We start from the raw sequence: 25,211 nt of genomic DNA, 5'->3' as shown, positions 1-25,211 counted from the left end.
ACGCCCGCAAATGCGGGCGCTGGAAAGTGGCGATAGTCTACCGGGTTCAACATGAATTACTACTGTCAGTTGTTACAACGGATTATTCGCTGATGGCGTCGCGCCAAAGTTTGTCGACCACCCGCTGAGCCAGCAGCGCCTGTTCGCCTGCGGTTTCAGGAACCGTCTGATTTTGCACGCATTCGATAAAATGGCGCGCGCAGCCGACAAAGCCGCGCTGCTCAAGGGTGGTTTGCCAGCTGGCGACCGGGCGCTGGACCACGCCGTGACCGCACTCCTCCTGCCATTCGCGCATCTCGCTGACGGCATATAGCCCGCCATCCGTAACCGCCTGCACCCACTCGCGCTGGCTGCCTGCGCGGCGGTGCATGCTGGTGGTGACCTGCAGCCGGGGCGAACTGAACTGGTGTTCGGCATACAGCATCTCGCCCTGCGGAGTGATCTGTAGCGCGCCACCGCGCAGACGCGCCTGACCGTCGGCCAGCCATAGCGCGGTATCCACCACGTGCAGATAGTCATCAAGCAGGGTAAAGCGCAGATCGTTGCCCACGCTATCGCTGCGGTGCTTATCCATCCGCAGCGAGGCCGCCTCGCCCAGCCGCCCCTTTAGCTCCCGATAGAGCGGTGCGAAGCGGCGATTGAAACCGACCATCAGCGTCAGACGACGCCGCGCCGCCAGCTCGACCAGCATCTCCGCCTCACTCAGCTTGTCCGCCAGCGGTTTATCCACGCAAACATGAACCCCGGCATTCAGCAAATGATTCACCACTTCATAATGTGAAGCCGTCGACGTATGAACAAAGACCGCATCGCACTGCGCCGCCAGGGCATCCAGCGATTCAGCGTATGGCATCCGCCAGGTTTCGCAAACCCGCAGCGCCTTCTCTTTTCCCGGCGACCAGGCCGCCTGCAGCGTCCAGCTTTCCGCCGCCCCCAGAACCGGCAGCCACGCTTTCTGCGCAATACCGCCCAGGCCAACCACCCCGATGCGCAATCTTGTCCCCACGTTTAGTCCCCCAGATGGTGTAACAGCGAATCGAGGCGCGCTTTCAGCTCCGCCACCTCGCCTTCCAGCGCTTCAACCCTGGCACGCAGATCGTCTTCCTCTTCCAGCGGCGAGAGTGCTTCCACTGTCGTGATCAGTGTGTCCATGTCGTCGCAAAACAGATGCATATAGCGGCTTTCCCGTTTCCCCGGCTCCCGGGGCAGACGGGCGACAAAGGGACCATCTTCGCGGGTCGCCAGCCCTTCCAGCACGCTTTCCACTTCCGCCATATCGCTGAACTCATGCATCCGCTGCGCTCGACTGCGTAATTCACCCGGCGTCTGGGCGCCACGCAGCAGCAGCGTCGTCACCACCGCCACCTCGCCGGCGCTGAGCTTCAGATCGCCAAATTCGGAGTTGCAAAAGCGCTGCTCATACTTAGTGACCCGATTGCCGAAGCCACTGACCGTACGCAGATAATGGCGTTTCACCAGGGTATCCAGCAAAGCCTGGACTTCGCCTTCGCTCAGCGACATCACCGGCTCGCGGTTGGTTTTCTGATTGCAGGCGGTCACTACGGCGTTCACCGACAGCGGATACTGCTCAGGCGTGGTGACCTGCTTTTCCAGCAGACAGCCAATGACGCGCGCTTCGTGCGCGGTTAACTGATATTTCATCCTCTCTCCTTAACGTCCCGCTGACCAGTCCGGCGTCGTTAGCGCCGTCAATACATGGTCACGCCACTGCCCGTCAATCAGCAGGTAATCTTTGGCGTAACCCTCTTTTTCAAACCCCAACCGCGCCAGCAGCGCGCCGCTGCGCTGATTATGCGGCATATAGTTGGCCATAATGCGATGAATATGCTGCGTACGCTGCATATAGCGAATCGCCGACGTCAGCGCTTCAAACATCAGTCCCTGCCCCTGCCACTTCTCGCCAATAGAGTAGCCGAGATAACAGGCATGGAATGACCCGCGCACCACGTTGGAAAAATTCGCCACGCCGACGATCTCCTTTTCCTCCGGATCGAGTAGCGCGAAATAAAAAGCAGACCCCTGCTTATGAAACTCGGCGATCATCGACAGACGCGCCTGCCATCCGGAAGGATAGCAGTGGCTGTCGTCACGAACCGGCTCCCAGGGTTTTAAGAACGCCTTATTCTCGGCGTAATAATCGGCCAGACGCCAGGCGTCACGATCGTGAACCAGGCGCACCACCAGCCGGTCCGTCGTCAAACGCACCTTCGGCACGTTACTGCGATAGCCAAACATTTCCTTTTCAGTCCCCCTGACTTCATTCTTGCTGCCTTCACTATACCTGTCCTGCGCGACGGTGTGAAAACAGCAACATACCATTTTCTGCGCCATCTCCTCTTTTCGATGAATAGCCTCAATCAAACTTGCATTTTGATAAAAAAATATTGTCGCAAGGGCGCTGGGAAAAGCAGCAGATTGCCCGCAGAATATCCACGCTTATCTCTATTTTTCCCTGGAGGGGAAATGTCCCGCGTCTCGCAGGCAAGGAGCCTGGGTAAATATTTCCTGTTAGTCGATAACATGCTGGTCGTGCTGGGCTTTTTTGTCGTCTTCCCGCTGATTTCCATCCGCTTTGTCGATCAGATGGGCTGGGCGGCGCTGATGGTCGGCATCGCGCTCGGCCTGCGCCAGCTCGTGCAGCAGGGATTAGGTATCTTTGGCGGCGCCATCGCCGACCGCTTTGGCGCCAAACCGATGATCGTCACCGGTATGCTGATGCGCGCCGGCGGCTTCGCGGCGATGGCCGTCGCCCATGAGCCGTGGGTGCTGTGGTTCTCATGCATACTTTCCGGGCTCGGCGGCACGCTGTTCGACCCGCCGCGGGCGGCGCTGGTGGTTAAGCTGGTGCGCCCGCATCAGCGCGGCCGCTTTTTCTCCATCCTGATGATGCAGGATAGCGCCGGCGCGGTGATTGGCGCGCTGCTGGGCAGCTGGCTGCTGCAGTATGATTTCCGCCTGGTGTGCAGCGCCGGCGCCGCGCTGTTTATCGCCTGCGCGGCGTTTAACGCCTGGTATCTGCCGGCGTGGAAGCTCTCGACGGTAAAAACGCCGATCCGCGAGGGGCTGGGCCGGGTGCTGCGGGACAAGCGCTTCGTCACCTATGTCCTGACGCTGACGGGCTATTACATGCTGGCGGTTCAGGTGATGCTGATGCTGCCGATCATGGTGAATGACATCGCCGGCTCGCCGGCCGCCGTAAAGTGGATGTACGCCATCGAAGCCACCATTTCGCTGACCCTGCTCTATCCCATTGCCCGCTGGAGCGAAAAACGTTTTCGCCTTGAGCACCGGCTGATGGCCGGTCTGCTGGTGATGACCCTGGCCATGCTCCCCATCGGCATGACCAGCAGTTTGCAGCAGCTGTTTACCCTGATCTGCCTGTTTTACATCGGTTCCATCATTGCCGAACCTGCCCGGGAGACGCTGGGCGCCTCGCTGGCGGACGCCCGGGCGCGCGGCAGCTATATGGGCTTCAGCCGCCTGGGGCTCGCCTTTGGCGGCGCGCTGGGATATGCGGGCGGCGGCTGGCTGTTTGATGCTGGTAAAGCCGCCGGTCAGCCCGAGCTGCCGTGGCTGATGCTCGGGGTCATCGGGGTTATCACCTTCCTGGCGCTGTGGTGGCAGTTTAGTCCGAAACGCTCTGCCTCCGGCATGCTGGAGCCGCGGACCTGATGCGCGCGGCGGCGGTTTCTCCTGCTTTCAGCCTATTCTGCTGGTATCGAGGATGCTGACAGGTCATGATGCTTTGTGTCAGGATGAATGAAGGTATGAGCCAGAGGAACCCCATGAAAAAGATTTTGATCGCCGCCGCGCTGATTGTCAGCGGCCTGCTGAGCGGCTGTAATCAGCTGACCCAATACACGGTAAGCGAGCAGGAGATTAACCAGGCCCTGCAGAAGCGAAACCATTTTGCCAAAGATATTGGTCTGAAAGGCGTTGCCGACGCCCATATCGAACTGCAGAATCTCACCAGCGCCATCGGGCGCGAGGAGCCGGGCAAAGTCACGCTGACCGGGATCGCTAACGTTGACCTGAACTCCCTGTTCGGCACGCAGAAAGCGACGATCGATCTGAAGCTCAAAGCGCTGCCAACCTTTGACAGAGAGAAAGGCGCCATCTTCCTGCAGGAAATGGAGGTGGTGGATGCCAAAGTGGCGCCCGAGAAGCTGCAGTCGGTCATTCAGGCCCTGCTCCCCTACCTGAATCAGTCGCTGCGCAGTTACTTCAGCCAGCAGCCGGCCTATGTCCTGCGTGAGGACGCCAGCACCGGTGAAGCGCTGGCGAAGAAATACGCCAAAGGCATCGAGGTGAAGCCGGGCGAGATTGTCATCCCCTTTACCAATTAATCTCCAGGGCGCCGCGGCGCCCTCAATTTTTTACGGAAATGAGTGCAAAGGAAAACGTTTACGCTTATCCTTAGTGCCCGGCAAAAAACAGCCCTGATGACTGAACCTATTAGCCGGAGCCTTCCATGACAGCACAATCCCAGGTATTGAAAATCCGCCGCCCAGACGACTGGCATATCCATCTACGTGATGACGATATGCTGAAAACCGTCGTGCCTTATACCAGTGAGTTTTATGGCCGGGCGATCGTGATGCCGAATCTGGTGCCGCCTGTCACCACCGTCGCGGCGGCTATCGCCTATCGCCAGCGCATTATGGACGCCGTCCCGGCCGGGCATGATTTTACCCCGCTGATGACCTGCTATCTGACAGACTCCCTCGACCCGGCGGAGCTGGAGCGCGGCTTTAACGAAGGCGTATTCACCGCCGCCAAGCTCTACCCGGCCAACGCCACCACCAACTCCAGCCACGGCGTCACCAGCACCGACGCCATTATGCCGGTGCTGGAGCGGATGGAAAAACTGGGGATGCCGCTGCTGGTACATGGGGAAGTCACCCACGCCGAGATTGATATATTCGATCGCGAAGCGCGCTTTATTGAAACCGTGATGGAGCCGCTGCGCCAGCGCCTGCCCGGACTGAAGGTGGTCTTTGAGCATATCACCACTAAAGATGCCGCCGAGTATGTGCGTGACGGCAATGAACTGCTGGCGGCCACTATCACCCCGCAGCATCTGATGTTCAACCGTAACCATATGCTGGTCGGCGGTATTCGTCCTCACTTGTACTGCCTGCCGGTACTTAAACGCAATATTCATCAGCAGGCTCTGCGGGAGCTGGTCGCCAGCGGCTTCAGCCGCGCCTTCCTCGGCACCGACTCCGCACCGCATGCCCGCCACCGTAAGGAGGCCAGCTGCGGCTGCGCCGGCTGCTTCAACGCCCCGACCGCCCTCGGCAGCTACGCCACGGTGTTTGAAGAAATGAACGCTCTGCAGCACTTTGAGGCTTTCTGCTCGCTGAACGGCCCGCGCTTCTACGGTCTGCCGGTCAATGAGAGCTACGTTGAACTGGTGCGTGAAGAGACGACCGTTGTGGACAGCATTTCCCTGCCTAATGACACCCTGGTGCCTTTCCTGGCAGGTGAAACCGTTCGCTGGACCGTGAAGAAATAAAAACGTAGCCCCCTGTTGTCAACGCCAACCGGATACTGTATAAATAACCAGTATCGAACGCAGGGGGCAATTATGCGCATTGAAGTGTCTATCGCCAAAACTACCGCCTTACCCAACGGCGCGCTGGAAGCGCTGAATAACGAACTCTCTCGCCGTATCGCCGAGCAATTCCCGGCCATCGACAGCCAGGTGAGCGTCCGCTACGCCACCGGCAATCAGCTCTCGGTGTTTGGCGCCCTGAAAGAAGACAAAGACCGGATAAGCGAAATCCTGCAGGAAACATGGGAAAGCGCGGACGACTGGTTTGTCCACGATCTCTCCTGAAGCATGGCGGGATCCAGTTACTCTGGTTTGCTCCCTCATTGTGCTTTTTTTGCCGGGTCGCCCCGGCTTTTTTTAGCCCCTCTTCTGTTCAGAATAGTCCTGATTATTCTGCTCAATATCGACTAAAGTGGCCATTTTACGCGCTTATCTTGAATAAAAAAGCGGCAAAAGAAGAAAATCATGCTGCCTTTCATTTAATTTCTCGAGTTTATTCTTGATCCCTGATATAATTAACTTGCTTCAAAAAATATGCATTAAACCTCGAGAATTGTTGTCTTTTAACATATGAATAAGGGGTTATGATGGAAAAAAATAATGAAGTCATTCAGACCCATCCCCTCGTTGGATGGGACATCAGCACCGTTGATAGCTACGATGCGCTGATGTTGCGCCTGCACTACCAGAACCCCACTCAAGAAAACAGTAATGATGCTGAGATCGGCCAGACGCTATGGCTAACGACGGACGTCGCACGTCAGTTTATTTCAATCCTGGAAGCAGGCATTGCGAAGATTGAATCTGGCGAATACCAGGAAAACGAGTACCGCCGACATTAACGCGGCTTGCGAATGACTTAACATTAAACTTAACAGGCACCTGCGGGTGCCTGAATTATTTTCGGGCTTGTATAAGCACAGGGAGTTAATTACCCTGCTAACAAGGCAATTACCCGGAACTCACCATGCAATACGATCTTATCATTATTGGCAGCGGCTCCGTCGGCGCCGCCGCTGGCTATTATGCGCGCCGTGCCGGACTCAATGTTCTGATGACCGATGCCCATCAACCTCCTCACCAGGAAGGCAGCCATCACGGCAGCAGCCGTCTTATCCGTCACGCCTATGGCGAAGGTGAGAAATATGTTCCGCTGGTGCTGCGTGCCCAGCAGCTATGGGATGAACTGGCAGAGATCAGTGGTGAAGCCGTGTTTGAACGCACCGGCGTCATTAACCTCGGCCCAGCCAGCTCCGCTTTTCTCGCCAACGTCGCCGCCAGCGCCCGTGCGTTCAAGCTTGAGGTGGAAGAGCTGGATGCCCAGGCCGTGATGCAGCGCTGGCCAGAGATACGCCTCCCCGAGGACTATCGGGCGATTTACGAACCCGCTTCCGGCGTACTGCGCAGCGAACTGGCCGTCGAAACCTGGATCCGTCTGGCGCGGGAAGCAGGCTGCGCGCAGCTATTCAACTGTCCGGTCTCGGCTATTCATCACCATGCTGACGGGATCACCATCGATACCCTCGATGGTGAATATCATGGTAAAAAGCTGCTGGTCAGCGCCGGGACCTGGGTCACCCGCCTGCTCCCGGACCTCCCCATCCAGCCGGTACGTAAGGTGTTTGCCTGGTACCAGGCCGATGGCCGTTACAGCAGCAAGAATCACTTTCCGGCCTTCACCGGCGAGTTGCCCAACGGCGATCAATACTACGGTTTCCCGGCAGAAGATAACGAGCTGAAGATTGGCAAGCATAACGGCGGTCAACCGATCTCCATGCCGCAGGAGCGAGTGGCGTTTGGCGCTGTCGCCAGCGATGGCTCCGAATCGTTTCCTTTTTTGCGCAACGTCCTGCCAGGGATCGGCGGCTGCCTGCACGGCGCCTCCTGTACTTATGACAATACCGTCGATGAAGACTTTATTATCGATACCTTACCCGGCAGACCAGACACGTTGCTTATCACCGGTCTGAGCGGGCATGGCTTTAAGTTTGCCCCGGTGTTGGGGGAAATTGCCAGTCAGTTTGCTCAGGGCGAAGCATCGAGCTTCAACCTGGCGCCCTTCTCGCTGGCGCGATTTAACGCGTAATGGAATGCGGCACTTTTGCCGTCGGGAAAAAAAACGGCCTCTGTCGAGGCCGTTAGTCATTGAGAGCGATTATGCGTCGCCTGTTTAATTTGCTGGTCAATAACGTCCGCGAGCACTTTATGATCTACCTGGCGCTTTGGCTGCTGCTGGCGATCATCGATCTCGTCTGGTTATGGTTTTTCTGATGGCTCAGGATCGAGGATCCCGAGTTTGGTGTTCAGCCGACCACGCGATTTATTAAAGATTTTATTGCCGTTTTCACGCCCGGCGCGCAGCTTACGCTGCTCCTCTTCCGGTAGCTTATGCTCTTCCATGCAGGCTTCGCTACAGCAGCCGGCAAACTTCTCGGCGCAGCTCGGGCACTGGATAAACAGCAGATGGCAACCATCGTTCAGGCAGTTGGTATGGGTGTCGCACGGCACGCCGCACTGATGACAGTGCGCGATAACGTCATTGGAGATCCGCTCGCCCATCCGTTCATCAAAGACAAAGTTTTTGCCAATGAAACGCACAGGCAGCCCCTGCTCACGGGCGCGGCGGGCGTACTCGATGATGCCACCCTCGATGTGCCAGACCTTATTGAAGCCGTTATGCTTCATCCAGGCGCTGGCTTTTTCACAGCGAATACCGCCGGTGCAATACATGACAATTTTCTTGTCTTTATGGTCCTGCATCATTTCCACGGCTTTCGGCAACTGGTCGCGGAAGGTATCCGCCGGGATCTCCAGCGCGTTTTCGAAATGGCCCACCTCATATTCATAGTGGTTGCGCATATCGATAAACACGGCATCCGGATCGTCAAGCATCGCGTTGACCTCAGCCGCCTTGAGATAGTCTCCGACGTTGGAGGCGTCGAAGGAGGGATCGTCGATGCCGTCGGCAACGATGCGGTCACGCACTTTCAGGCGTAGTACCCAGAACGATTTACCGTCGTCCTCGAGAGCGATATTGAAACGCAGCCCCGCCAGCGCAGGATCGAAGCCATAGAGAAACTCACGCAGGGCTTCAACGTTGCTTTGCGGCACGCTGATTTGCGCGTTGATCCCTTCCCGGGCCAGATAGATGCGGCCAAAGACTTTCAGCTGGGTTAAGGCAACCCACAGCGCATCGCGGGTCGCCTGCGGATCGACAATGGTGAAATATTTATAGAACGAGATCGTCGTGCGCGGCTCGGTTTCAGCCAGCATTTGCGCCTTTAACGTCTCATTTGAAATGCGGTTGTGTAACACTGGCATGGTGTACCTGCTCGACATAGAAATGAGGAAATAAACGGCGGGCATGATATAGCAAAGCTTATTAATTTACATCCCTACATTTTACGCTACATTTTTCTCACCCGGTCGCCCACCCACTTAACAAAACAATGTGGCTGTCGCCGCCTTTGGCTGGCCGGTAAAAAAATGCGATAATATAAGATGTTGCTTACTGATACGGGTATGAAATGACTCATTTGCCTAAATTTTCTCCGGCGCTGCTGCATCCGCGCTATTGGCTGCTGTGGCTGGGTATCGGCCTGCTGTGGCTGGTTGTCCAACTGCCCTACCCGCTGATCTACCGCATCGGGAACGCCATCGGCCGCCTGGCCATGCGCTTTATGAAGCGCCGGGCGAAGATCGCCTATCGCAACCTTGAGCTCTGCTTCCCCGAGAAAAGCGAGCAGGAACGTCACCGGATGGTGGTGATGAACTTCGAATCGGTTGGCATGGGGCTGATGGAGACCGGGATGGCCTGGTTCTGGCCGGTTCGCCGAATCGCCCGCTGGACCGACACCATCGGCTTTGAGCATATTCGCGATGTGCAGGCGCAGCAGCGCGGCATTCTGCTGATCGGCATTCATTTCCTGACACTGGAAATGGGCGCGCGGATGTTCGGCATGAACGAGCCGGGGATTGGCGTCTATCGTCCCAACGATAACCCGGTCATCGACTGGCTGCAGACCTGGGGCCGGCTGCGCTCCAACAAGGACATGATCGACCGCAAGGATCTGAAAGGTATGATCCGCGCGCTGAAAAAAGGTGAGGTGGTGTGGTACGCGCCGGATCATGATTACGGCCCGACCGCCAGCGTCTTTGCCCCACTGTTTGCCGTTGACCAGGCGGCGACCACCTCCGGCACCTGGATGCTGGCGAAAATGTCCAAAGCCTGCATCGTGCCCTTTGTTCCACGCCGTAAACCGGACGGTAAAGGTTATGAACTGATTATCCTGCCGCCAGAGTGCTCCCCGCCGCTGGACGACGCGGAAACCACCGCCGCGTGGATGAACAAGATCGTAGAGCAGTGCATTATGATGGCCCCGGAACAATATATGTGGCTCCATCGCCGCTTTAAAACCCGCCCCGAGGGGACGCCCTCCCGCTACTGATCCCCTTTCCCGGCCGCGCGCCTCCCGGCCGGGAATCCCCACCGCTCAGGCTTTACGCTCTGCTTTAGCTTTAAAAGCTCTCCTCCATTGCGGCATTTATTTCCCAGGCGCATAATTAGCAGGCTCATATTTTCTCTTAATTTGACCTGCTGCGCAGGCCAGTGGAACCCTATGTCGTCTGCTGATACCCCCATCAACTGGAAACGAAACCTGACCGTCACCTGGCTTGGCTGCTTTTTAACCGGCGCCGCCTTCAGCCTGGTCATGCCCTTTCTGCCGCTCTATGTCGAACAACTCGGCGTCACAGGCCATAGCGCCCTGAACATGTGGTCCGGGCTGGTCTTTAGCATTACCTTTCTCTTCTCCGCCATCGCCTCGCCGTTCTGGGGCGGACTTGCTGACCGCAAGGGACGTAAAATCATGCTGCTGCGTTCAGCCCTCGGGATGGCCATCGTCATGATGTTGATGGGGATGGCGCAGAATATCTGGCAGTTTCTGCTGCTGCGCGCGCTGCTCGGCCTGCTGGGCGGCTTTATTCCCAACGCCAACGCCCTGATCGCCACCCAGATCCCACGCCATAAAAGCGGCTGGGCGCTGGGCACGCTGTCAACCGGCGCGGTAAGCGGCGCCCTGCTCGGCCCGCTGGCGGGTGGCTTCCTGGCAGACCACTGGGGCCTGCGTACCGTCTTCTTTATGACCGCCGCGGTGCTGTTTATCTGCTTTTTGTTTACCCTGTTTTTAATCCGTGAAAATTTTGTCCCAATCGCTAAAAAAGAGATGCTCAGCGCGAAGGCGGTGTTCTCCTCGCTGCAGAATCCGAAACTGGTGCTCAGCCTGTTTGTCACCTCGCTGATCATCCAGGTCGCCACCGGCTCCATTGCGCCGATCCTGACGCTTTACGTGCGCGATCTGGCGGGTAACGTCAGCAATATCGCTTTTATCAGCGGGATGATCGCCTCAGTGCCGGGCATTGCCGCCCTGATGAGCGCCCCCCGTCTGGGCAAACTGGGGGATCGTATCGGACCGGAAAAAATCCTCATCGTGGCGCTGATTATCTCGGTGCTGTTGCTGATCCCGATGGCGTTCGTCCAGACCCCGCTGCAGTTAGGTATCTTACGGTTCCTGCTCGGCGCCGCGGACGGCGCGCTGTTGCCGGCTGTGCAAACCCTGCTGGTGTATAACTCCACCAGCCAGATCTCCGGGCGGATTTTCAGCTATAACCAGTCATTTCGTGATATTGGCAACGTCACCGGCCCCCTGATCGGCGCCTCGGTTTCCGCCAACTACGGCTTTCGCGCCGTCTTCCTTGTCACCGCAGGAGTGGTATTGTTTAACGCGATCTATTCGACCCTTAGCCTGCGCCGACCAGCCGCGGACGCCTCGCAGCCCGACCGCCATTCAGTAAATTAACGTCCAGAGGGGCTCAGCCCCTTGACGCCTTGCCAAGCGCCTTCTATAGATTGAATCGTGTTCAATTCATATTCTTCTCAGGAGATTCGCTATGCCAAAGGATTCGATGTTCTATGCCACGCTCGAAGAAGCTATTGATGCAGCACGTGAAGAATTTCTCGCCAACAACCCTGACAGCGATGAAGAGAGCGCTAACGTTGAGCAGCTCAATATTCAAAAGTATGTGCTGCAGGATGGCGATATCGCCTGGCAGGCCGAATTTTTTGCTGACGAAGAGGAACAAGGCGAATGCTTACCGATGCTTAGCGGCGAAGCCGCGCAGAGCGTCTTCGATGGGGATTATGATGAGATAGAGCTCCGTCAGGAGTGGCTGGAGGAAAATACGCTTCATGAGTGGGATGAAGGTGAATTCCAGCTCGAACCCTCTCTGGACACCGAAGAGGGACAGACGGCGGCCGACGAGTGGGACGAGCGTTAATCAGTTATAGGGCCCGTGGCTGGCGTCCAGCGGCAGCAGAAGCGTATCGAATACCAGCGAGAACGGCAGGTCCAGAATGGTGAGATAGCGCCATCCTGAATCGCGAACGTCCCACTGCACGCCCGGGTAATATTGATTGCCATGCCCCTGCCCGGGGACCGTCCGGCTGATAATGCTGCCGCAGCCGCTGAGCAACAGCGCCATGGCAATGATCGGTAGTATTCGCATCCACAACCTCGTCTTTCAGATAAAAAAATACCGGCATCGCTGCCGGTATTTTCATTAACGTACGGCTTATTTCGTTTTCAGCGCCAGCGGGTTAAGCGCCAGCTGCTGATAGGCGTTCACCCACGAGGAGTATTTCTCCGGCGCGGCCCATACGCGATAGTGAAGACGCGACATGGTTACCGGGTCGCTCAACAGCACCAGTCGACGATCGCGGTTCAGCTTATCCGGCGTTTCATTCAGCGCCTGCTCGACATGACGCTCGCGGGCGATCTCCAGGATATGACCCTGACGGTGCCGCGCGGTGGCCATCGCGGTGGCAAGGGCGTTAAACGACGGGTTAAACACCGCGTGCATAAAGCCATCGTCCAGCGAACGCTGACGGTTCAGCGTCAGGTACGCATCGGTATCCTTGAGCACCTGCGGCGGCGAATACTCTTCCGGAATCAGGAACAGCTTCCAGCGCTTGGTGCGCAGGCCCACGGTCGCCCGGCTGGAGATAGCCGACACGAACGGCGACAGAATCAGCGATACGACAATCGGCGCCAGCCAGAACAGGAAGCGCAGATCCAGCCATGCCATTCCGACCGCCCATACCAGCCCCAGCAGCAGCTGTGAGCCGTGACGCATAAAGGCTTCTCCCCACGGCGTGGAGTCATCATCACGCTGCGGCGAATTCCACACCACTTCCCAGCCGAGGAAGGCGCTGACCACGAAGACGGTGTGGAACAGCATGCGAACCGGCGCCAGCAGGACCGAGAACAGAACCTCCAGCAGCAGGGAAAGCGTCACGCGGATAAATCCACCGTACTCCTTCGGCCCCTTACACCACACCAGTATAATACTCAACAGCTTCGGCAGGAACAGCAGCACCATGGTCGAAGCGAACAGTGCAATAGCCAGCTCCGGACGCCACTGCGGCCACACCGGGAACAGCTGACGAGGCTGCAGGAAGTACTGCGGTTCGGTCAGGGCATGCACCACCTGCAGCGCTGTCGACAGGGCAAGGAACATAAACCACAGCGGCGCTGACAGGTAGGACATCACGCCGGTAAGGAACACCGCTCGGTGGACCGGGTGCATCCCTCTCACGAGGAACAGGCGGAAGTTCATCAGGTTGCCCTGGCACCAGCGGCGGTCGCGTTTCAGCTCGTCCAGCAGGTTCGGCGGCAGCTCTTCATAAGAGCCCGGCAGATCGTAGGCAATCCACACGCCCCAGCCGGCGCGACGCATCAGCGCGGCTTCAACAAAGTCGTGCGACAAAATTGACCCGGCAAAATTGCCCTCGCCCGGCAGCGGCGCCAGCGCGCAGTGCTCAATGAACGGCTTCACGCGGATAATGGCGTTATGTCCCCAGTAGTGGGACTCCCCCAGCTGCCAGAAGTGCAGACCCGCCGTAAACAGCGGACCATACACCCGGGTGGCAAACTGCTGGCAACGCGCATACAGCGTGTCCATGCCCGAGGCGCGTGGGGATGACTGGATGATCCCGGCGTTCGGGTTCGCTTCCATCAGACGCACCAGGCTGCTCAGACACTCTCCGGTCATTACCGAGTCCGCGTCAAGCACCACCATGTAGCTATACTGGCTGCCCCAGCGGCGGCAGAAATCATCGATGTTGCCGCTCTTACGCTTCACGCGACGACGACGACGACGGTAGAAGATCTGCCCTTCGCCCTGCACTTCGGCAATCAGCTCCATCCACGCCTTTTGCTCAGCAACACAGATATCGGGGTTATAGCTGTCGCTGAGGATATAGACGTCGAAATGGGCGGCGTTGCCGGTGGCTTTCACCGACTCCCAGGTCGCCCGCAGCCCGGCGAACACGCGGTCAACGTCTTCGTTACAGATCGGCATAATAAGCGCTGTCCGGTGCGCCGGGTTCAACGGTTCGTCACCGACCGTCGAGGCGGAAATACTGTACTTATCGCGACCGATCAACAGCTGCAGGAAGCCCATTAACGCGGTCCAGAAGCCAGCGGAAACCCAGCAGAACAGCACCGCGAAGAGGATCAGAATGCCGCTCTGCAACACGTACGGCAGCAGCTGCATGAACGAGATCCACAGGTTCTGCCCCACCATGTCGGCCGGGTTGATCAGCGCCCAGCCCTGATAAGGCAGAATGGTTTTCATGTACCAGGTGGCCACCACGGTCTGCGACAGCGTCAGCAGCAGCAGGATGTAGCGACGAATAGTGCCGACGGTACGCCATTTTTGCTCGCTCTCGCGCTCTTCTTGCGTCAGGCGGGAGAGATAGCGCGGCGTGACATCGCGTCCGCGCAGGCGGTCCCAGAAGCGGCCAACCGGGTTGGTACGCCACGGGTCCGGGATCATCGAGGAGCGCTTGGCTTTCGGCATCGCATGCAGCTGGGTGCGGCCTTCATCATCCTTCACCAGCTGATCGCCAGACAGCGAATCCGGCCAGCTGTGCGCCAGCCGCGCCTTGACCGACCCCAGCGGGGAGTCGTCTTCGCGGGCGAAGGTCTGATGTTCGTCATCCAGGGCCTGATGAACGGCCTGCAGGCTGGTGTCCGGCAGCGCCGATTTCTCGGCGTCCGACAGCGGCAATGCGTCAATGTACTTCGTTATCTTATTCATTGGCAGGCAGCTGATAGCTCCAGGTTTCGCTCAACGTGTCATCACCGTTAACCAGTGCGGCGCGCATTTCCGTCGTTTTCTTCGGATCTTTCACCTTCAAACGCAGGATCATACGCCAGCCTTTGGTCACCGGATTGTAACGCACGGTATTTTCAACGATTTCAGCGTTATCGCCGGTGCTCGCCTGGGCGGCGACCGGGGTATCCGCTGGCAGTTTTTTCATATCGGCGCCGGTGAAGTCGACAATGAAAGCAATGGTGCCGTCCGGCTGGCGGATCAGGTTCGACTGCTTCACGTCGCCGGTAGAGCGGCGGGTCTGCATAACGTACGCGTTATCCGGCGCATGCAGCTTGTCTTCATCGCGGCTGAAGGTGATGGTGTACTTGAAGTTCATCTCCTTGCCCGGCTCCGGCAGCTGATCCGGCGTCCAGTAAGTCACGATGTTATCGTTGGTTTCATCGTTGGTCGGGATTTCGACCAGTTCGATTTTCCCTTTGCCCCACTCCCCTTTCGGGGTGATCCAGGCGCTCGGGCGCAGGTCATAACGATCTTCAAGGTCCTCGAAGCGCGAGAACTGACGGCCGCGCTGCAGCAGGCCGAACCCTTGCGGGTTTTCCATCGCATAGCTGCTAACGGCCAGGTGTTTCGGGTTGTTCAGCGGACGCCAGATCCACTCGCCGTTGCCCGCCAGGATCGACAGACCATTTGAGTCGTGCAGCGCCGGACGATAGTTGAGCGCCGGAGAAGGCTGGTTGGAACCGAACAGGAACATGCTGGTCAGCGGCGCCACGCCCAGTTTGCCCACTTTGTCACGCAGGTAAACTTTGGACTGGACATCCACCACGGTGTCGCGTCCCGGCATGATCACAAAGCGATAGGCGCCGGTTGCCCGCGGTGAATCCAGCAGCGCATAGATAGTCAGACGCTTGTCGGTAGCTTTTGGACGCTCGATCCAGAACTCACGAAAACGCGGGAACTCTTCGCCGGAAGGCAGCGCGGTATCGATAGCCAGACCTCGCGCGGACAGACCGTATACCTGACCCTGACCCAGCACGCGGAAGTAGCTGGCACCGAGCATGCTGACGATTTCATCGTTCTTATCTTTGCTGTTGATCGGATACAGTACTTTGAAGCCGGCGAAACCAAGATCTTTCACCGTGTCTTTATCGTGCTGAACGTTACCAAAGTTAAAATAGTCCGGGCTATATTTAATTTTACGCACGCTGGTGGCCGTCACTTCATTGATGGTGACCGGCGTGTCGAAGTACATACCCTGATGGTAAAATTCAAGCTTGAATGGGGTTTTCTGGTTATTCCAGTAAGCTTTATCGTGATTAAACTGAATTTGCTGGTAGTCCGCGTATTTCATGTCGCGGAAAGCGGAGGGCAGGTTACTCTTTGGCGCTTCATAGCCTTTCCCGGCTAACGTTTTGGCCTCTTTTGCAACGTCATCAATGCTAAATGCCCATGCAGATGAAGTACACAGGGACAACATTACGGCTGCGCTTAACCAACGCATTTTCATCATCTGTGGTTTATGTTTCATATAAGTAAGCACTTCCCCCTTTGTGTGCTTAAATCGATCCGATCTATTTTAATGGAAACTCAGGCAATCCGACAACATAATCCCTGCTTTGTTCAGCGTAGCGGCGCAGGGAATAAACAGTTCGCAGTCCCGTTTGCACTTTGCGTGCTTATCCTGGAGACAGGTACCCCGAGTTCATGTAGGGTTGCTGATAATGTAAGCGTTATCATCTTGAGTGATAAGACGAATTATCTGAGATTGTCGTGAATCGTATGAATAATACTCCGGTACAGCGTGAATATTTTTTCGACAGCATCCGCGCCTGGCTGATGCTGCTGGGGATCCCTTTTCACATTTCGCTGATTTATTCCAGCCACAGCTGGCATGTCAACAGCGCTGAGCCCTCGTGGTGGCTGACGCTGTTTAATGATTTCATTCATGCCTTCCGCATGCAGGTCTTCTTCGTCATCTCCGGCTATTTTTCCTACATGCTGTTCCTGCGCTACCCGCTGAAAAAGTGGTGGAAAGTGCGCGTCGAACGGGTCGGCATTCCGATGCTGACCGCCATCCCGCTGCTGACGCTGCCGCAGTTTATTATGCTGCAGTACGTCAACGGCAAGGCGGAAAACTGGCACACCCTTTCCGGGTACGACAAATTCAACACCCTGGCGTGGGAGCTCATTTCCCACCTGTGGTTTTTGCTGGTCCTGGTGGTGCTGACTTCGCTGGGCGTGGTGCTGTTCAAATGGCTGACGCGCCGCCCGGCAGGAGGTGCTCACGCTTTCGGTGACACTGTCACTATGGGCCAGCTGACGATGATTTTCCTTGCGCTAGGGGTGCTTTACGCGCTGATCCGTCGGTCATTGTTCGTGATCTATCCGCCCCTGCTGAGCAATGGTCTGTTTAACTTTGTGGTCATGCAGACGCTGTTCTATCTGCCCTTCTTTGTGCTGGGGGCGCAGACCTTTATTAATCCGCGCTTAAAGGCGATGTTCACCACGCCGTCGCCATGGTGCTGCGCGGCAGCGCTGCTGGGATTTATCGCCTATCGGCTGAACCAGCAGTACGGCTCCGGCGACGGCTGGATGTATGAAACGGAATCGGTGATCACCATGGTGCTGGGGTTGTGGATGGTCAATGTCGTCTTTTCGCTCGGCCATCGCCTGCTTAACTTCCAGTCGGCGCGGGTGACCTATTTCGTCAATGCTTCGCTGTTTATTTACCTGGTGCACCATCCGCTGACGCTGTTGTACGGGGCGTGGATCACCCCGGCCATCAAGTCGAATACCTTAGGCTTTATTGGCGGGTTGGTTTTTGTGGTGGGTATTGCTCTGATCCTGTATGAAATTCACCTGCGTATTCCGCTGCTGCGTTTCCTGTTCTCCGGTAAACCGATGAACAAACCGGCCAAAACCCCGGCCTCGGCCAGTTAACCTTTAGCTTTTGCGGCACGCCTGGCGTGCCGCGCTACGCTTGCTCATCAAACAGCCGGTCGAAGATCATGTTATACAGGGCTTCTAAATCCGCTTTATCGACCGGGGTGGAGGCGCTCAGCTCACAGCGGTAGGCTGCCCCCTCCGTCAGAACGGCGATGAGCTCTGAAGCGGCATTGCGTCGCGCATCGCTGAGCCCGGGATGATAACGCTGCGACAAACGCCCGCCCTCCTCTTTCAACCGCCGGTCGGCCTGCACCAGGATCTCGCGCAAGCGTGGGTTGCGCGAGGCTTCGGCGTTAATTTCCATCAACAGATAATTGTCGCTTTTGGTGGCTGCCGAAGTCGGGATCCTGCCCGCCAGCACCGCCGCTTTTCGCGCCAGATTGTGGTTCTCATCGATCATCTCGCCGACTCTGGCGTTGACGATTTCGCTGACAATCGCTTCGATGATCGCTTCCTTGCTGGCAAAAATGCGATACAGCTGACCGACGCTCAGACCCGCCTCGCGGGCGATATCCGCGACAGAGGCGCCATGCAATCCCTTCGCCGCGAAACATCTTTGCGCAGCGGCAACGATCTCCGCGCGGCGCGCCTGCTGCTTCTGCTGTACTTTTCCTTCTGACACCCTGCTCCCTCCTGCAATCCATCATTCCTGTCAATATCGGCGGTTATCATAGCCTATTCTGCTGAATCAGGGGCATGCCGCCAGCAGGCGACGATAGATAGCTGCCGTTTCCTCGTCGAAACAGACGAACAGGACCCGTTCAAGCGGGTTATAGCGGGTGAGAAACGCGGTCACGGTGCGCACGGCGATCGCCGCCGCTTCCTCTTTCGGATAGCCATACACGCCGGTGCTGATCGCCGGAAACGCAATGGAGCGATAGTTGTTTGCCGCCGCCAGCTGCAGGCTGTTTTTGTAGGCATCGGCCAGGGTTTGCGCCTCCATGCGGTCGCCGCCGTGCCAGACCGGACCCACGGTATGGATCACCGCGCTGGCGGGAAGATCGCCCGCCATCGTGATCACCGCATGACCAGGGGGACATTCGCCCTGCTGCTGCAACACCTGCTTGCAGGCCGCCAGCAGCGCGGGACCGGCCGCCCGGTGGATCGCGCCATCCACCCCGCCGCCGCCCAACAGCGAGGGGTTTGCCGCATTCACAATCACATCGACATCAAGCGTCGTAATATCGCCGAGAATTACTTCAGGTTGAACAGCCATTTCTCCTCCTGTCGGCATAGCGCGTGGGTACGGCTTTCTGCCGATACTAGGGCATACCCGCCCCCGGGAGCAAGATTATCCCGCAGCGCCGGCGACAAGATGGTAAAAAAAACAGGACCCTGAGGGTCCTGTTGATATCATCGTCCCGCCGTTCAGGCGTTGTCGTTGACGAACGATTTTTGCTTTTCCGCACGGGCCGCCAGCCACAGGCCACTATTCTTCATGGCATAGCCAAAGACCAGGCCCAGCGCCAGGGAAGGGATCACCAGACGCCAGTCGCCATCTGCCGCGAAGGTCGCGCAGGCGCCGATAAAGGTGCCAGGGACAAACGACAGCAGCCTCTGTCGCGCCTGGATGCACATCAGAAAGGCCACGACGCCGGTCATCATATAGCTGAGGATCTGCAGCTGTGGGGCCAGCGCGCTACCGTGGATAATCACCAACGCCCAGACCACGCCGCTCATTACCGTGCAGGAGGAGATGGCCAGACCTTTCAGACCGCCCTGCGGGCAGGCGAAATAGGCCGTACAGCCGAGGAAACCGGCCCAGCTCAGCAGGCCGAGGGCGACGGCCACCCATCCCCAAATCCCGGAGAGAATGCCCGTCGTCAATGCGATTGCGAAGAGTATGTTCATGGCGCGTATCCTAGCAGATACGCACCGAAAGAATGCGATCTAAAACACACTAAATGAATGAACCTGATTTCAGTTACATTAAATTAGTGACTTAAATCACATTTTATTGCTCATCTTCTTCCTGAAGCTCGTCCCACATCGCGGCGATGGCGTCGCGGGTTAACGGTGCCATGGTGCGCCAGAACGGTGTGTGCGCATGCGCTTCGACTTTCCCCAGCATCGTCCCGCACCACGGCAGGATATAGTCGGCAAACAGGAGCTCCAGCGTCTCGCTCTGCGCTTCTGTGGCATGATCCTCCAGCCAGGAGGCGGCCAGCAGCAGCGATCCGAGATGATCCGCCGGACCTTCTCCTGTCGGGATGCCGTGATTGCTCAGAAAAGCCCGGACCTCCGCTTCAGAGGAACCCTCCACCCACGCGCTACGGTACGGCGGAACGCTGCAGGCTTCACCGACGAACAGCGCATTATAGTCCGTCGCCAGGGACTGCATTTCACAGCTTTTCTGCAGACGCGCCAGCAGCTCGTCCTGCTCCAGCGGCCAGCTGGCGGCCAGTTTGCCCTCGCGGATCAGGCTAAACAGCGGCACCAGCAGCGGGTCCTGCGGTTGACGGTAATACAGCGAACCCAGCACGCGGCAGAGGATTGAAAACTCGTTCATTCAGTTATTCCAGTTATACAAATTAAAAGTCAGCAAATTCCGGGATCGCCGGCATACCACGCGACTCGAGGAAGTCGAGCAGGCGACGCGGAGAAACGTTGAGGATCCTCTCCTCCGGGAAATCGACAGCATCGAGGATCTTGCGGCACTCGGTAAACTCTCCGAGGGTAAACGCCGTATGAGAGTCCGAGCCCAGCGCCACCCACCCTCCCGCGTCGCGCACCGCGGCGGCGATAGCACGGCAGTTATCTTCACTGCCCACGCGCGATGAAACGAAAGAGGAGTTATTGATCTCCAGCGCCACCTGGTAACGGGCCGCCGCTTCGGCAATGGCCGGGATATCCACCGGGAATTTCGGATTACCGGGATGGCTAATCATATGCACTTTACCGCTGGCCATCGCGGCAATCATCGCCTGCGTATGGGTGGCGCTATCCTGCGGCGGAAACACCGGCTCGTGGAATCCGGCGATGATCAAATCGAGCGACGTCAACATCGGCCCGGAGCAGTCGATCTCACCTTCGATATTTTTAATATTCGACTCAATACCGCGCAGGATCCCCACCCCGTCTACCAGGCGGGGCCAAATGCGCATATTAACGAAGTGCCAGTAGTGCGGGGCATCCGCCATATCCGGGCCATGGTCGGTGATGGCGAAGAGTTTGATCCCTTTACGCTTTGCTTCCGCAATATAATCGTGCAGGGTGCTGTAGGCGTGGGTGCTGGCGACGGTATGCATGTGCAGGTCAACGGGATACATCACATTCTCCTCTTCTGTTTGCCGCAAGAATAGCAGGAAACCGGGCTATTGATTAGCAAAAACCCCGCCGTGGCGGGGTTCGCTTATCTTAATAACCGCGCTGACGATCGACCTGACCGCTAACCGATTCCCCTCGCTCCAGCCGGCTAATGGTCCCGGCGATATAGGCAATTGCCTCCATCGGGCGGGTGACTGCCGCCACGTGGGGAGTCATAGCCACCCGCGGGTGCGCCCATAGCGGACTCTCCTGCGGCAGCGGTTCGCGACTGAAGACATCGAGCATCGCGCCTTTGAGCTTACCGTTGTTCAGTGCCGCCAGCAGATCCTCTTCTACGACATGCACGCCGCGGGCAAGGTTGAGGAGATAACTCTCATCAGGCAGCTGCGCTAAAAGCGTCTGGTTGATAATACCGACGGTTTCGGCGGTATTCGGCAGCAAGTTGATCAGGACGCGAGTCCCCTGCAAGAATCCACCCAGCTCGGCCTGGCCGGCAAAGCTCTGTACCTGCGGCCAGGATTTACGGCTACGGCTCCAAACGCGAAGCGGGAATCCCCAGGGTTGCAGGCTTTCCGCAACCTTCGCCCCCAGCACGCCGGCGCCCATAATCCCGATGGTGAATTCGTCGGCGCGGTACTCGGGCAGCGGCTGCCAGCGGGAAGCCAACTTCAACGCCTGATAGTCATCGAACCGGCGGAACCAGTGGAGCACCTGGCTCACGGCATACTCCTGCATCTGCCGTCCCATACCGGTATCTTCGAGACGAAACAGCGGGATCGACAAGGGCAACATATCCGGATGATCGCGCAGCTTACTAAGGATCGAATCCACCCCCGCCCCAAGGGCGAACACGGCCTTCAGCGCCCTGCCTTGCAGCATCTCTACCGGTGGATGCCAGACCAGGGCATAGTCCGCCGGCTGGTTATCGCCCGCTTTCCATTCGCGTACTCGCGCGCCGGGTAACTGCTTTTCCAGCTCTCGGATCCAGTATTGGGTATCAAAGGTCGGATGGTAAAAAATAATCTCCATAGGGGCTCCTGATAGCAGACGCCCGGAGCAGGTTAATGCAGGCGTCTTATTTTACTCATTGTTTTCTATTGGTTTGCCAGCATAACAAATTTCCCCTTGTCGCAAAGTGAAAAGGGAGTGGCGACAAAAAAAACGGATTTCGCACGTTTAAGGAGCAAGTTGTTCGAAGTTTGTCTAAACGCGCTGATTTTGCAAAAAGTTGATTGACGGGCGATACGTATTTCCCTACATTAGCGCCCGTTCCCGACAACAACGGGAAAGACAATATGGTGAGGTGTCCGAGTGGCTGAAGGAGCACGCCTGGAAAGTGTGTATACGGCAACGTATCGGGGGTTCGAATCCCCCCCTCACCGCCATATTCGAGATGAGAGCCTGTACGCAAGTACGGGCTCTTTCCTTTTATATTCTCCGCTGGGGGGAGCCCCCCGAGAAAAGCCAATCCCGAAGCTAATCCTCTTCCATCCGCTGATACTCTTCGCTGAGGTAATCCACCAGCGCCCTGACGGAGGGCAGCAGCCCGCGCCGTGAAGCAAATACCGCATGGATCACTTCCCGCCGCGGCTCCCACTCACCCAGTACCACCTCTAACTCCCCTGACGCCAGCTGATCGCGCACCATTAACAAAGGAAGCTGCACCACCCCTACGCCGGCCATCGCCGCCTCGCGCAGCGCCAGCATATCGGTGGTCACCATTCGCGGCGTGAAATACACCTCCGCCCTTGCCCCCTCAGGCCCGGTAAGCTGCCATTTATGCTGATGCTTGTTCGCCCCCAGGCTGAGCCCAGGCCAGGCGCTCAGCTCAGACGGCGCCTGCGGACGTCCGAGCCGGGAAATCAGCTCCGGACTGGCCACCAGCCGGTGCCCTCGGTCCGCCAGCACGCGCATTACCAAATCGCTGTCCTCGATAGGCCGGGGCCGGACGCGGATCGCCACATCAATGCCCTCCCCGACCACATCCACCCGGCGGTTGGTCGCCTCAAGATGCAAAGTGACCCCGGGATAGCGCGCCATAAATCGCGCCAGCATCGGTCCAATATGGACATGCAGCAAGGTGACCGGACAAGTGATCCTGACGCTGCCGCGCGGCTCGGCGCGCAGCGTGTCGACCGCCTGCTGCGCCGCCTCGGCCTCTATCAGCATCGCTTTGCAATGCTGGTAAAAGGTCTGCCCGACCTCGGTAACCGCGAACTGGCGAGTGGTTCGCTGAATCAAACGCACGCCCAGCCGCTCCTCGAGTTGCGCAATGCGGCGGCTGAGCTTGGATTTCGGCTGGTCAAGCGCTCGCCCCGCCGCGGCGAAACCGCCATGGTCCACGACCTGGACAAACCAGGCGAAGTCATTGAGATCCTGCATCCTTCCTCCATTGTTCCATTTTTGGAACAGTATAGGCCATTTTTGCTTACTACCGCACATGTCGTCCCGGATATAAGCTTATTCACATCAGATACCGATACACAGGAGAAAGCCATGAAACAGATTACAGGAGTCTACACCGCGCCCGCGCAGCATTGGGTAGGCGACGGCTTCCCGGTTCGTTCGATGTTTTCCTATCAGACGCACGGCCAGCAGCTGAGCCCCTTCTTACTGCTCGACTATGCCGGGCCGTACACCTTCCCGGCGGGCAGCGATAAACGCGGCGTCGGTGAGCATCCGCATCGCGGATTCGAAACCGTCACCATCGTCTACGCCGGTGAGGTAGAACATCGTGACTCCACCGGCCGTGGCGGGGTAATTGGCCCAGGCGACGTGCAGTGGATGACGGCTGGCGCCGGGATCCTGCACGAAGAGTTCCACTCTGAGGCCTTCACCCGCAGCGGCGGCGAGCTGAAGATGATCCAGCTGTGGGTAAACCTGCCCGCCAAAGACAAAATGACGGCCCCCGGCTACCAGAGCATTACCGCCGGGACGATCCCCACCGTCGCGCTGACGAATGGCGCCGGACAGGTTCGGGTTATTGCCGGCCAGTATGACGACGTCAGCGGCCCGGCCCATACCTTCTCACCGCTTAACGTGTGGGATATGCAGCTGAATCAGGGGAGCGACCTCACGCTGCGCCAGCCGGAAGGCTGGAGTACCGCGCTGGTGGTACTGGAAGGGGAAGTGATCATCAACGGTTCCGAATCCGCCCGCGAAGGACAGCTCGCCGTCCTGAGCCAGGCAGGAGAGGCACTGCATCTGGAGGCGACCACCCTGGCAAAAGTTCTGCTGATGGCCGGAGAACCGCTGCAGGAGCCGATTGTGGGCTATGGCCCCTTTGTCATGAATAACAAAACGCAGATCGCAGAAGCCGTTCGCGATTTTAACAGCGGCCGCTTTGGCCAAATCTAACTGATTGAGGTGAATACTATGTCTACTCCCGCTAATTTTAACGGTGCTCGTCCGGTGATTGATGTCAACGATACCGCAATGCTGTTGATTGACCACCAGAGCGGCCTGTTCCAGACCGTCGGCGATATGCCGATGCCAGAGCTGCGCGCTCGCGCCGCCGCGCTGGCGAAGATGGCCTCGCTTGCCGGGATCCCGGTGATCACCACCGCCTCCGTGCCACAGGGGCCGAACGGTCCGCTGATCCCGGAGATTCATGAGAACGCGCCGCATGCGAAATACATCGCCCGTAAAGGCGAGATCAACGCCTGGGATAACCCGGAGTTCGTCGCCGCGGTGAAAGCGACCGGTCGCAAAACGCTGATTATCGCCGGGACCATCACCAGCGTCTGCATGGCCTTCCCGGCGATTGCCGCCGTCGCCGACGGTTATAAAGTGTTTGCCGTGATTGACGCTTCCGGCACCTACAGCAAAATGGCGCAGGAGATCACCCTGGCTCGCGTGGTACAGGCTGGCGTAGTGCCGATGGATACCGCCGCCGTCGCCTCTGAGCTGCAGCGCACCTGGAATCGCCCGGACGCGGCAGAATGGGCGGAGGTGTACACCAAAGTCTTCCCGGCCTACCAACTGCTGATCGAAAGCTACAGCAAAGCGCAGGACGTGGTGAAAAATAACGAACAGCTTGATTCCCAGCGCTAAAACACCCGCCCCACTGCGTCGCAGCGGGGCGTTGTTCATTGCGTGAGCGGTCGGTAAAGAAAGAAGAAAATATGCTTGACCGTTTTAACGCAACTCCCTATAGTAGCGCCCCGTTGCCCACCCAAGGTGAGCAGCAAGACAATATGGTGAGGTGTCCGAGTGGCTGAAGGAGCACGCCTGGAAAGTGTGT

General features: G+C 57.8%; 27 protein-coding genes and 1 tRNA gene. 14 read left to right on the top strand and 14 right to left on the bottom strand.

Annotation, left to right across the window (positions count from 1 at the left end; genetic code table 11):
• Positions 1–82: 82 nt before the first annotated feature.
• The 3 genes from ABLU50_RS18360 to rimJ are packed head-to-tail and all read right to left on the bottom strand — an operon-like array spanning position 83 to position 2,256.
• The gene (locus ABLU50_RS18360; RefSeq protein ID WP_075206466.1) at positions 83–994 is read right to left on the bottom strand and encodes a Gfo/Idh/MocA family oxidoreductase; all 912 of its coding nucleotides are present in this window, start codon (positions 992–994) and stop codon (positions 83–85) included.
• 14 nt (positions 995–1,008) lie between these two features.
• Positions 1,009–1,662, bottom strand: coding sequence for a YceH family protein (locus ABLU50_RS18355; RefSeq protein ID WP_004204549.1), 654 nt, complete (start codon positions 1,660–1,662; stop codon positions 1,009–1,011).
• Positions 1,663–1,671: 9 nt separating this feature from the next.
• Positions 1,672–2,256 carry a ribosomal protein S5-alanine N-acetyltransferase gene (gene rimJ / locus ABLU50_RS18350; RefSeq protein ID WP_017900738.1) on the bottom strand — a complete coding sequence of 195 codons (585 nt, stop codon included), beginning with the start codon at positions 2,254–2,256 and terminating at the stop codon, positions 1,672–1,674.
• Between the two features lie 228 nt (positions 2,257–2,484).
• Between rimJ and mdtH the strand changes: the two genes are divergently transcribed.
• The 7 genes from mdtH to ABLU50_RS18315 all read left to right on the top strand — a co-directional run bounded on the left by mdtH (position 2,485) and on the right by ABLU50_RS18315 (position 7,849).
• Entirely contained in the window at positions 2,485–3,693 is a 1,209-nt protein-coding gene (gene mdtH, locus ABLU50_RS18345; RefSeq protein WP_053810568.1) for a multidrug efflux MFS transporter MdtH, read from the top strand.
• Positions 3,694–3,806: 113 nt separating this feature from the next.
• Complete coding sequence (locus ABLU50_RS18340; RefSeq protein WP_004204546.1) at positions 3,807–4,367, top strand: lipoprotein; 561 nt, start codon at positions 3,807–3,809, stop codon at positions 4,365–4,367.
• Positions 4,368–4,492: 125 nt separating this feature from the next.
• Positions 4,493–5,539, top strand: coding sequence for a dihydroorotase (pyrC, locus tag ABLU50_RS18335; protein WP_004893020.1), 1,047 nt, complete (start codon positions 4,493–4,495; stop codon positions 5,537–5,539).
• A gap of 72 nt (positions 5,540–5,611) precedes the next feature.
• On the top strand, positions 5,612–5,863 hold the full coding sequence (gene dinI / locus ABLU50_RS18330) for a DNA damage-inducible protein I (protein ID WP_002898994.1): 252 nt from the start codon (positions 5,612–5,614) through the stop codon (positions 5,861–5,863).
• A 302-nt stretch (positions 5,864–6,165) separates the two neighbouring features.
• Positions 6,166–6,420, top strand: a complete 255-nt coding sequence (gene bssS / locus ABLU50_RS18325; RefSeq protein WP_002898992.1) for a biofilm formation regulator BssS — start codon at positions 6,166–6,168, stop codon at positions 6,418–6,420.
• 125 nt (positions 6,421–6,545) lie between these two features.
• Positions 6,546–7,664 (top strand): N-methyl-L-tryptophan oxidase, encoded by a 1,119-nt coding sequence (gene solA / locus ABLU50_RS18320; protein ID WP_087832954.1) that lies wholly within the window; start codon positions 6,546–6,548, stop codon positions 7,662–7,664.
• A 71-nt stretch (positions 7,665–7,735) separates the two neighbouring features.
• Entirely contained in the window at positions 7,736–7,849 is a 114-nt protein-coding gene (locus ABLU50_RS18315; protein ID WP_004204539.1) for a DUF2770 family protein, read from the top strand.
• On the opposite strand, the gene ABLU50_RS18310 is transcribed toward ABLU50_RS18315, so the two are convergent.
• Positions 7,835–8,899, bottom strand: a complete 1,065-nt coding sequence (locus tag ABLU50_RS18310) for a rhodanese-related sulfurtransferase (RefSeq protein ID WP_004204538.1) — start codon at positions 8,897–8,899, stop codon at positions 7,835–7,837. The two genes, ABLU50_RS18315 and ABLU50_RS18310, sit on opposite strands and share 15 nt — an antisense overlap.
• Positions 8,900–9,105: 206 nt before the next feature.
• Here ABLU50_RS18310 and ABLU50_RS18305 point away from each other — a divergent pair, with 206 nt between their 5' ends.
• The 3 genes from ABLU50_RS18305 (at position 9,106) to ABLU50_RS18295 (ending at position 11,914) form a co-directional block, all read left to right on the top strand.
• Positions 9,106–10,026 carry a Kdo(2)-lipid IV(A) acyltransferase gene (locus ABLU50_RS18305; RefSeq protein WP_023317908.1) on the top strand — a complete coding sequence of 307 codons (921 nt, stop codon included), beginning with the start codon at positions 9,106–9,108 and terminating at the stop codon, positions 10,024–10,026.
• 171 nt (positions 10,027–10,197) lie between these two features.
• Positions 10,198–11,436, top strand: coding sequence for a multidrug efflux MFS transporter MdtG (gene mdtG, locus ABLU50_RS18300; protein ID WP_004204535.1), 1,239 nt, complete (start codon positions 10,198–10,200; stop codon positions 11,434–11,436).
• A gap of 91 nt (positions 11,437–11,527) precedes the next feature.
• Positions 11,528–11,914: a MysB family protein gene (locus ABLU50_RS18295; RefSeq protein ID WP_002898981.1), complete on the top strand. Its 387-nt coding sequence runs from the start codon at positions 11,528–11,530 to the stop codon at positions 11,912–11,914.
• Here the strand turns inward: ABLU50_RS18295 and ABLU50_RS18290 are convergent, their stop codons facing one another.
• From ABLU50_RS18290 to mdoG, 3 genes are all read right to left on the bottom strand, one after another.
• Complete coding sequence (locus ABLU50_RS18290; protein WP_004204534.1) at positions 11,915–12,142, bottom strand: YceK/YidQ family lipoprotein; 228 nt, start codon at positions 12,140–12,142, stop codon at positions 11,915–11,917.
• A 66-nt stretch (positions 12,143–12,208) separates the two neighbouring features.
• A complete protein-coding gene (gene mdoH / locus ABLU50_RS18285; protein WP_004204533.1) occupies positions 12,209–14,737 on the bottom strand; it encodes a glucans biosynthesis glucosyltransferase MdoH in 2,529 nt (842 codons plus the stop codon).
• Positions 14,730–16,283, bottom strand: a complete 1,554-nt coding sequence (mdoG, locus tag ABLU50_RS18280) for a glucans biosynthesis protein MdoG (RefSeq protein WP_087832953.1) — start codon at positions 16,281–16,283, stop codon at positions 14,730–14,732. The genes mdoH and mdoG overlap by 8 nt, the downstream gene beginning before the upstream one ends.
• A gap of 251 nt (positions 16,284–16,534) precedes the next feature.
• Between mdoG and mdoC the strand changes: the two genes are divergently transcribed.
• Positions 16,535–17,695, top strand: coding sequence for a glucans biosynthesis protein MdoC (gene mdoC / locus ABLU50_RS18275; protein ID WP_004204532.1), 1,161 nt, complete (start codon positions 16,535–16,537; stop codon positions 17,693–17,695).
• Positions 17,696–17,729: 34 nt separating this feature from the next.
• Here mdoC and ABLU50_RS18270 read toward each other — a convergent pair whose 3' ends face one another.
• The 6 genes from ABLU50_RS18270 to ghrA all read right to left on the bottom strand — a co-directional run bounded on the left by ABLU50_RS18270 (position 17,730) and on the right by ghrA (position 21,997).
• A complete protein-coding gene (locus tag ABLU50_RS18270; RefSeq protein WP_043523171.1) occupies positions 17,730–18,323 on the bottom strand; it encodes a TetR/AcrR family transcriptional regulator in 594 nt (197 codons plus the stop codon).
• A 66-nt stretch (positions 18,324–18,389) separates the two neighbouring features.
• Positions 18,390–18,917: an O-acetyl-ADP-ribose deacetylase gene (gene ymdB, locus ABLU50_RS18265; RefSeq protein ID WP_004204529.1), complete on the bottom strand. Its 528-nt coding sequence runs from the start codon at positions 18,915–18,917 to the stop codon at positions 18,390–18,392.
• Between the two features lie 152 nt (positions 18,918–19,069).
• On the bottom strand, positions 19,070–19,552 hold the full coding sequence (locus tag ABLU50_RS18260; protein ID WP_023317903.1) for a DUF1097 domain-containing protein: 483 nt from the start codon (positions 19,550–19,552) through the stop codon (positions 19,070–19,072).
• Between the two features lie 103 nt (positions 19,553–19,655).
• The gene (locus ABLU50_RS18255; protein WP_049092945.1) at positions 19,656–20,210 is read right to left on the bottom strand and encodes a molecular chaperone; all 555 of its coding nucleotides are present in this window, start codon (positions 20,208–20,210) and stop codon (positions 19,656–19,658) included.
• 22 nt (positions 20,211–20,232) lie between these two features.
• Entirely contained in the window at positions 20,233–20,970 is a 738-nt protein-coding gene (locus tag ABLU50_RS18250; protein ID WP_176391543.1) for a phosphatase, read from the bottom strand.
• An 88-nt stretch (positions 20,971–21,058) separates the two neighbouring features.
• Positions 21,059–21,997: a glyoxylate/hydroxypyruvate reductase GhrA gene (ghrA, locus tag ABLU50_RS18245; protein ID WP_049004597.1), complete on the bottom strand. Its 939-nt coding sequence runs from the start codon at positions 21,995–21,997 to the stop codon at positions 21,059–21,061.
• A gap of 268 nt (positions 21,998–22,265) precedes the next feature.
• On the opposite strand from ghrA, the gene ABLU50_RS18240 reads away from it, so the two are divergent.
• A tRNA-Ser gene (locus ABLU50_RS18240) sits at positions 22,266–22,353 on the top strand.
• A gap of 91 nt (positions 22,354–22,444) precedes the next feature.
• Here the strand turns inward: ABLU50_RS18240 and ABLU50_RS18235 are convergent.
• Positions 22,445–23,350 (bottom strand): LysR family transcriptional regulator, encoded by a 906-nt coding sequence (locus ABLU50_RS18235; protein ID WP_057214275.1) that lies wholly within the window; start codon positions 23,348–23,350, stop codon positions 22,445–22,447.
• A gap of 114 nt (positions 23,351–23,464) precedes the next feature.
• Between ABLU50_RS18235 and ABLU50_RS18230 the strand changes: the two genes are divergently transcribed.
• Both ABLU50_RS18230 and ABLU50_RS18225 read left to right on the top strand, forming a co-directional pair.
• Positions 23,465–24,325, top strand: coding sequence for a pirin family protein (locus tag ABLU50_RS18230; protein WP_057214272.1), 861 nt, complete (start codon positions 23,465–23,467; stop codon positions 24,323–24,325).
• Positions 24,326–24,343: 18 nt separating this feature from the next.
• A complete protein-coding gene (locus ABLU50_RS18225) occupies positions 24,344–25,021 on the top strand; it encodes an isochorismatase family protein (RefSeq protein WP_002898927.1) in 678 nt (225 codons plus the stop codon).
• Positions 25,022–25,211: the final 190 nt, after the last annotated feature.

The organism is Klebsiella sp. GG_Kp173 (assembly GCF_040062415.1).
GTDB lineage: Bacteria > Pseudomonadota > Gammaproteobacteria > Enterobacterales > Enterobacteriaceae > Klebsiella > Klebsiella quasipneumoniae.
The sequence above is the reverse complement of the archived record's forward strand: the minus strand, read 5'-3'. Positions and strand labels throughout refer to the sequence as shown.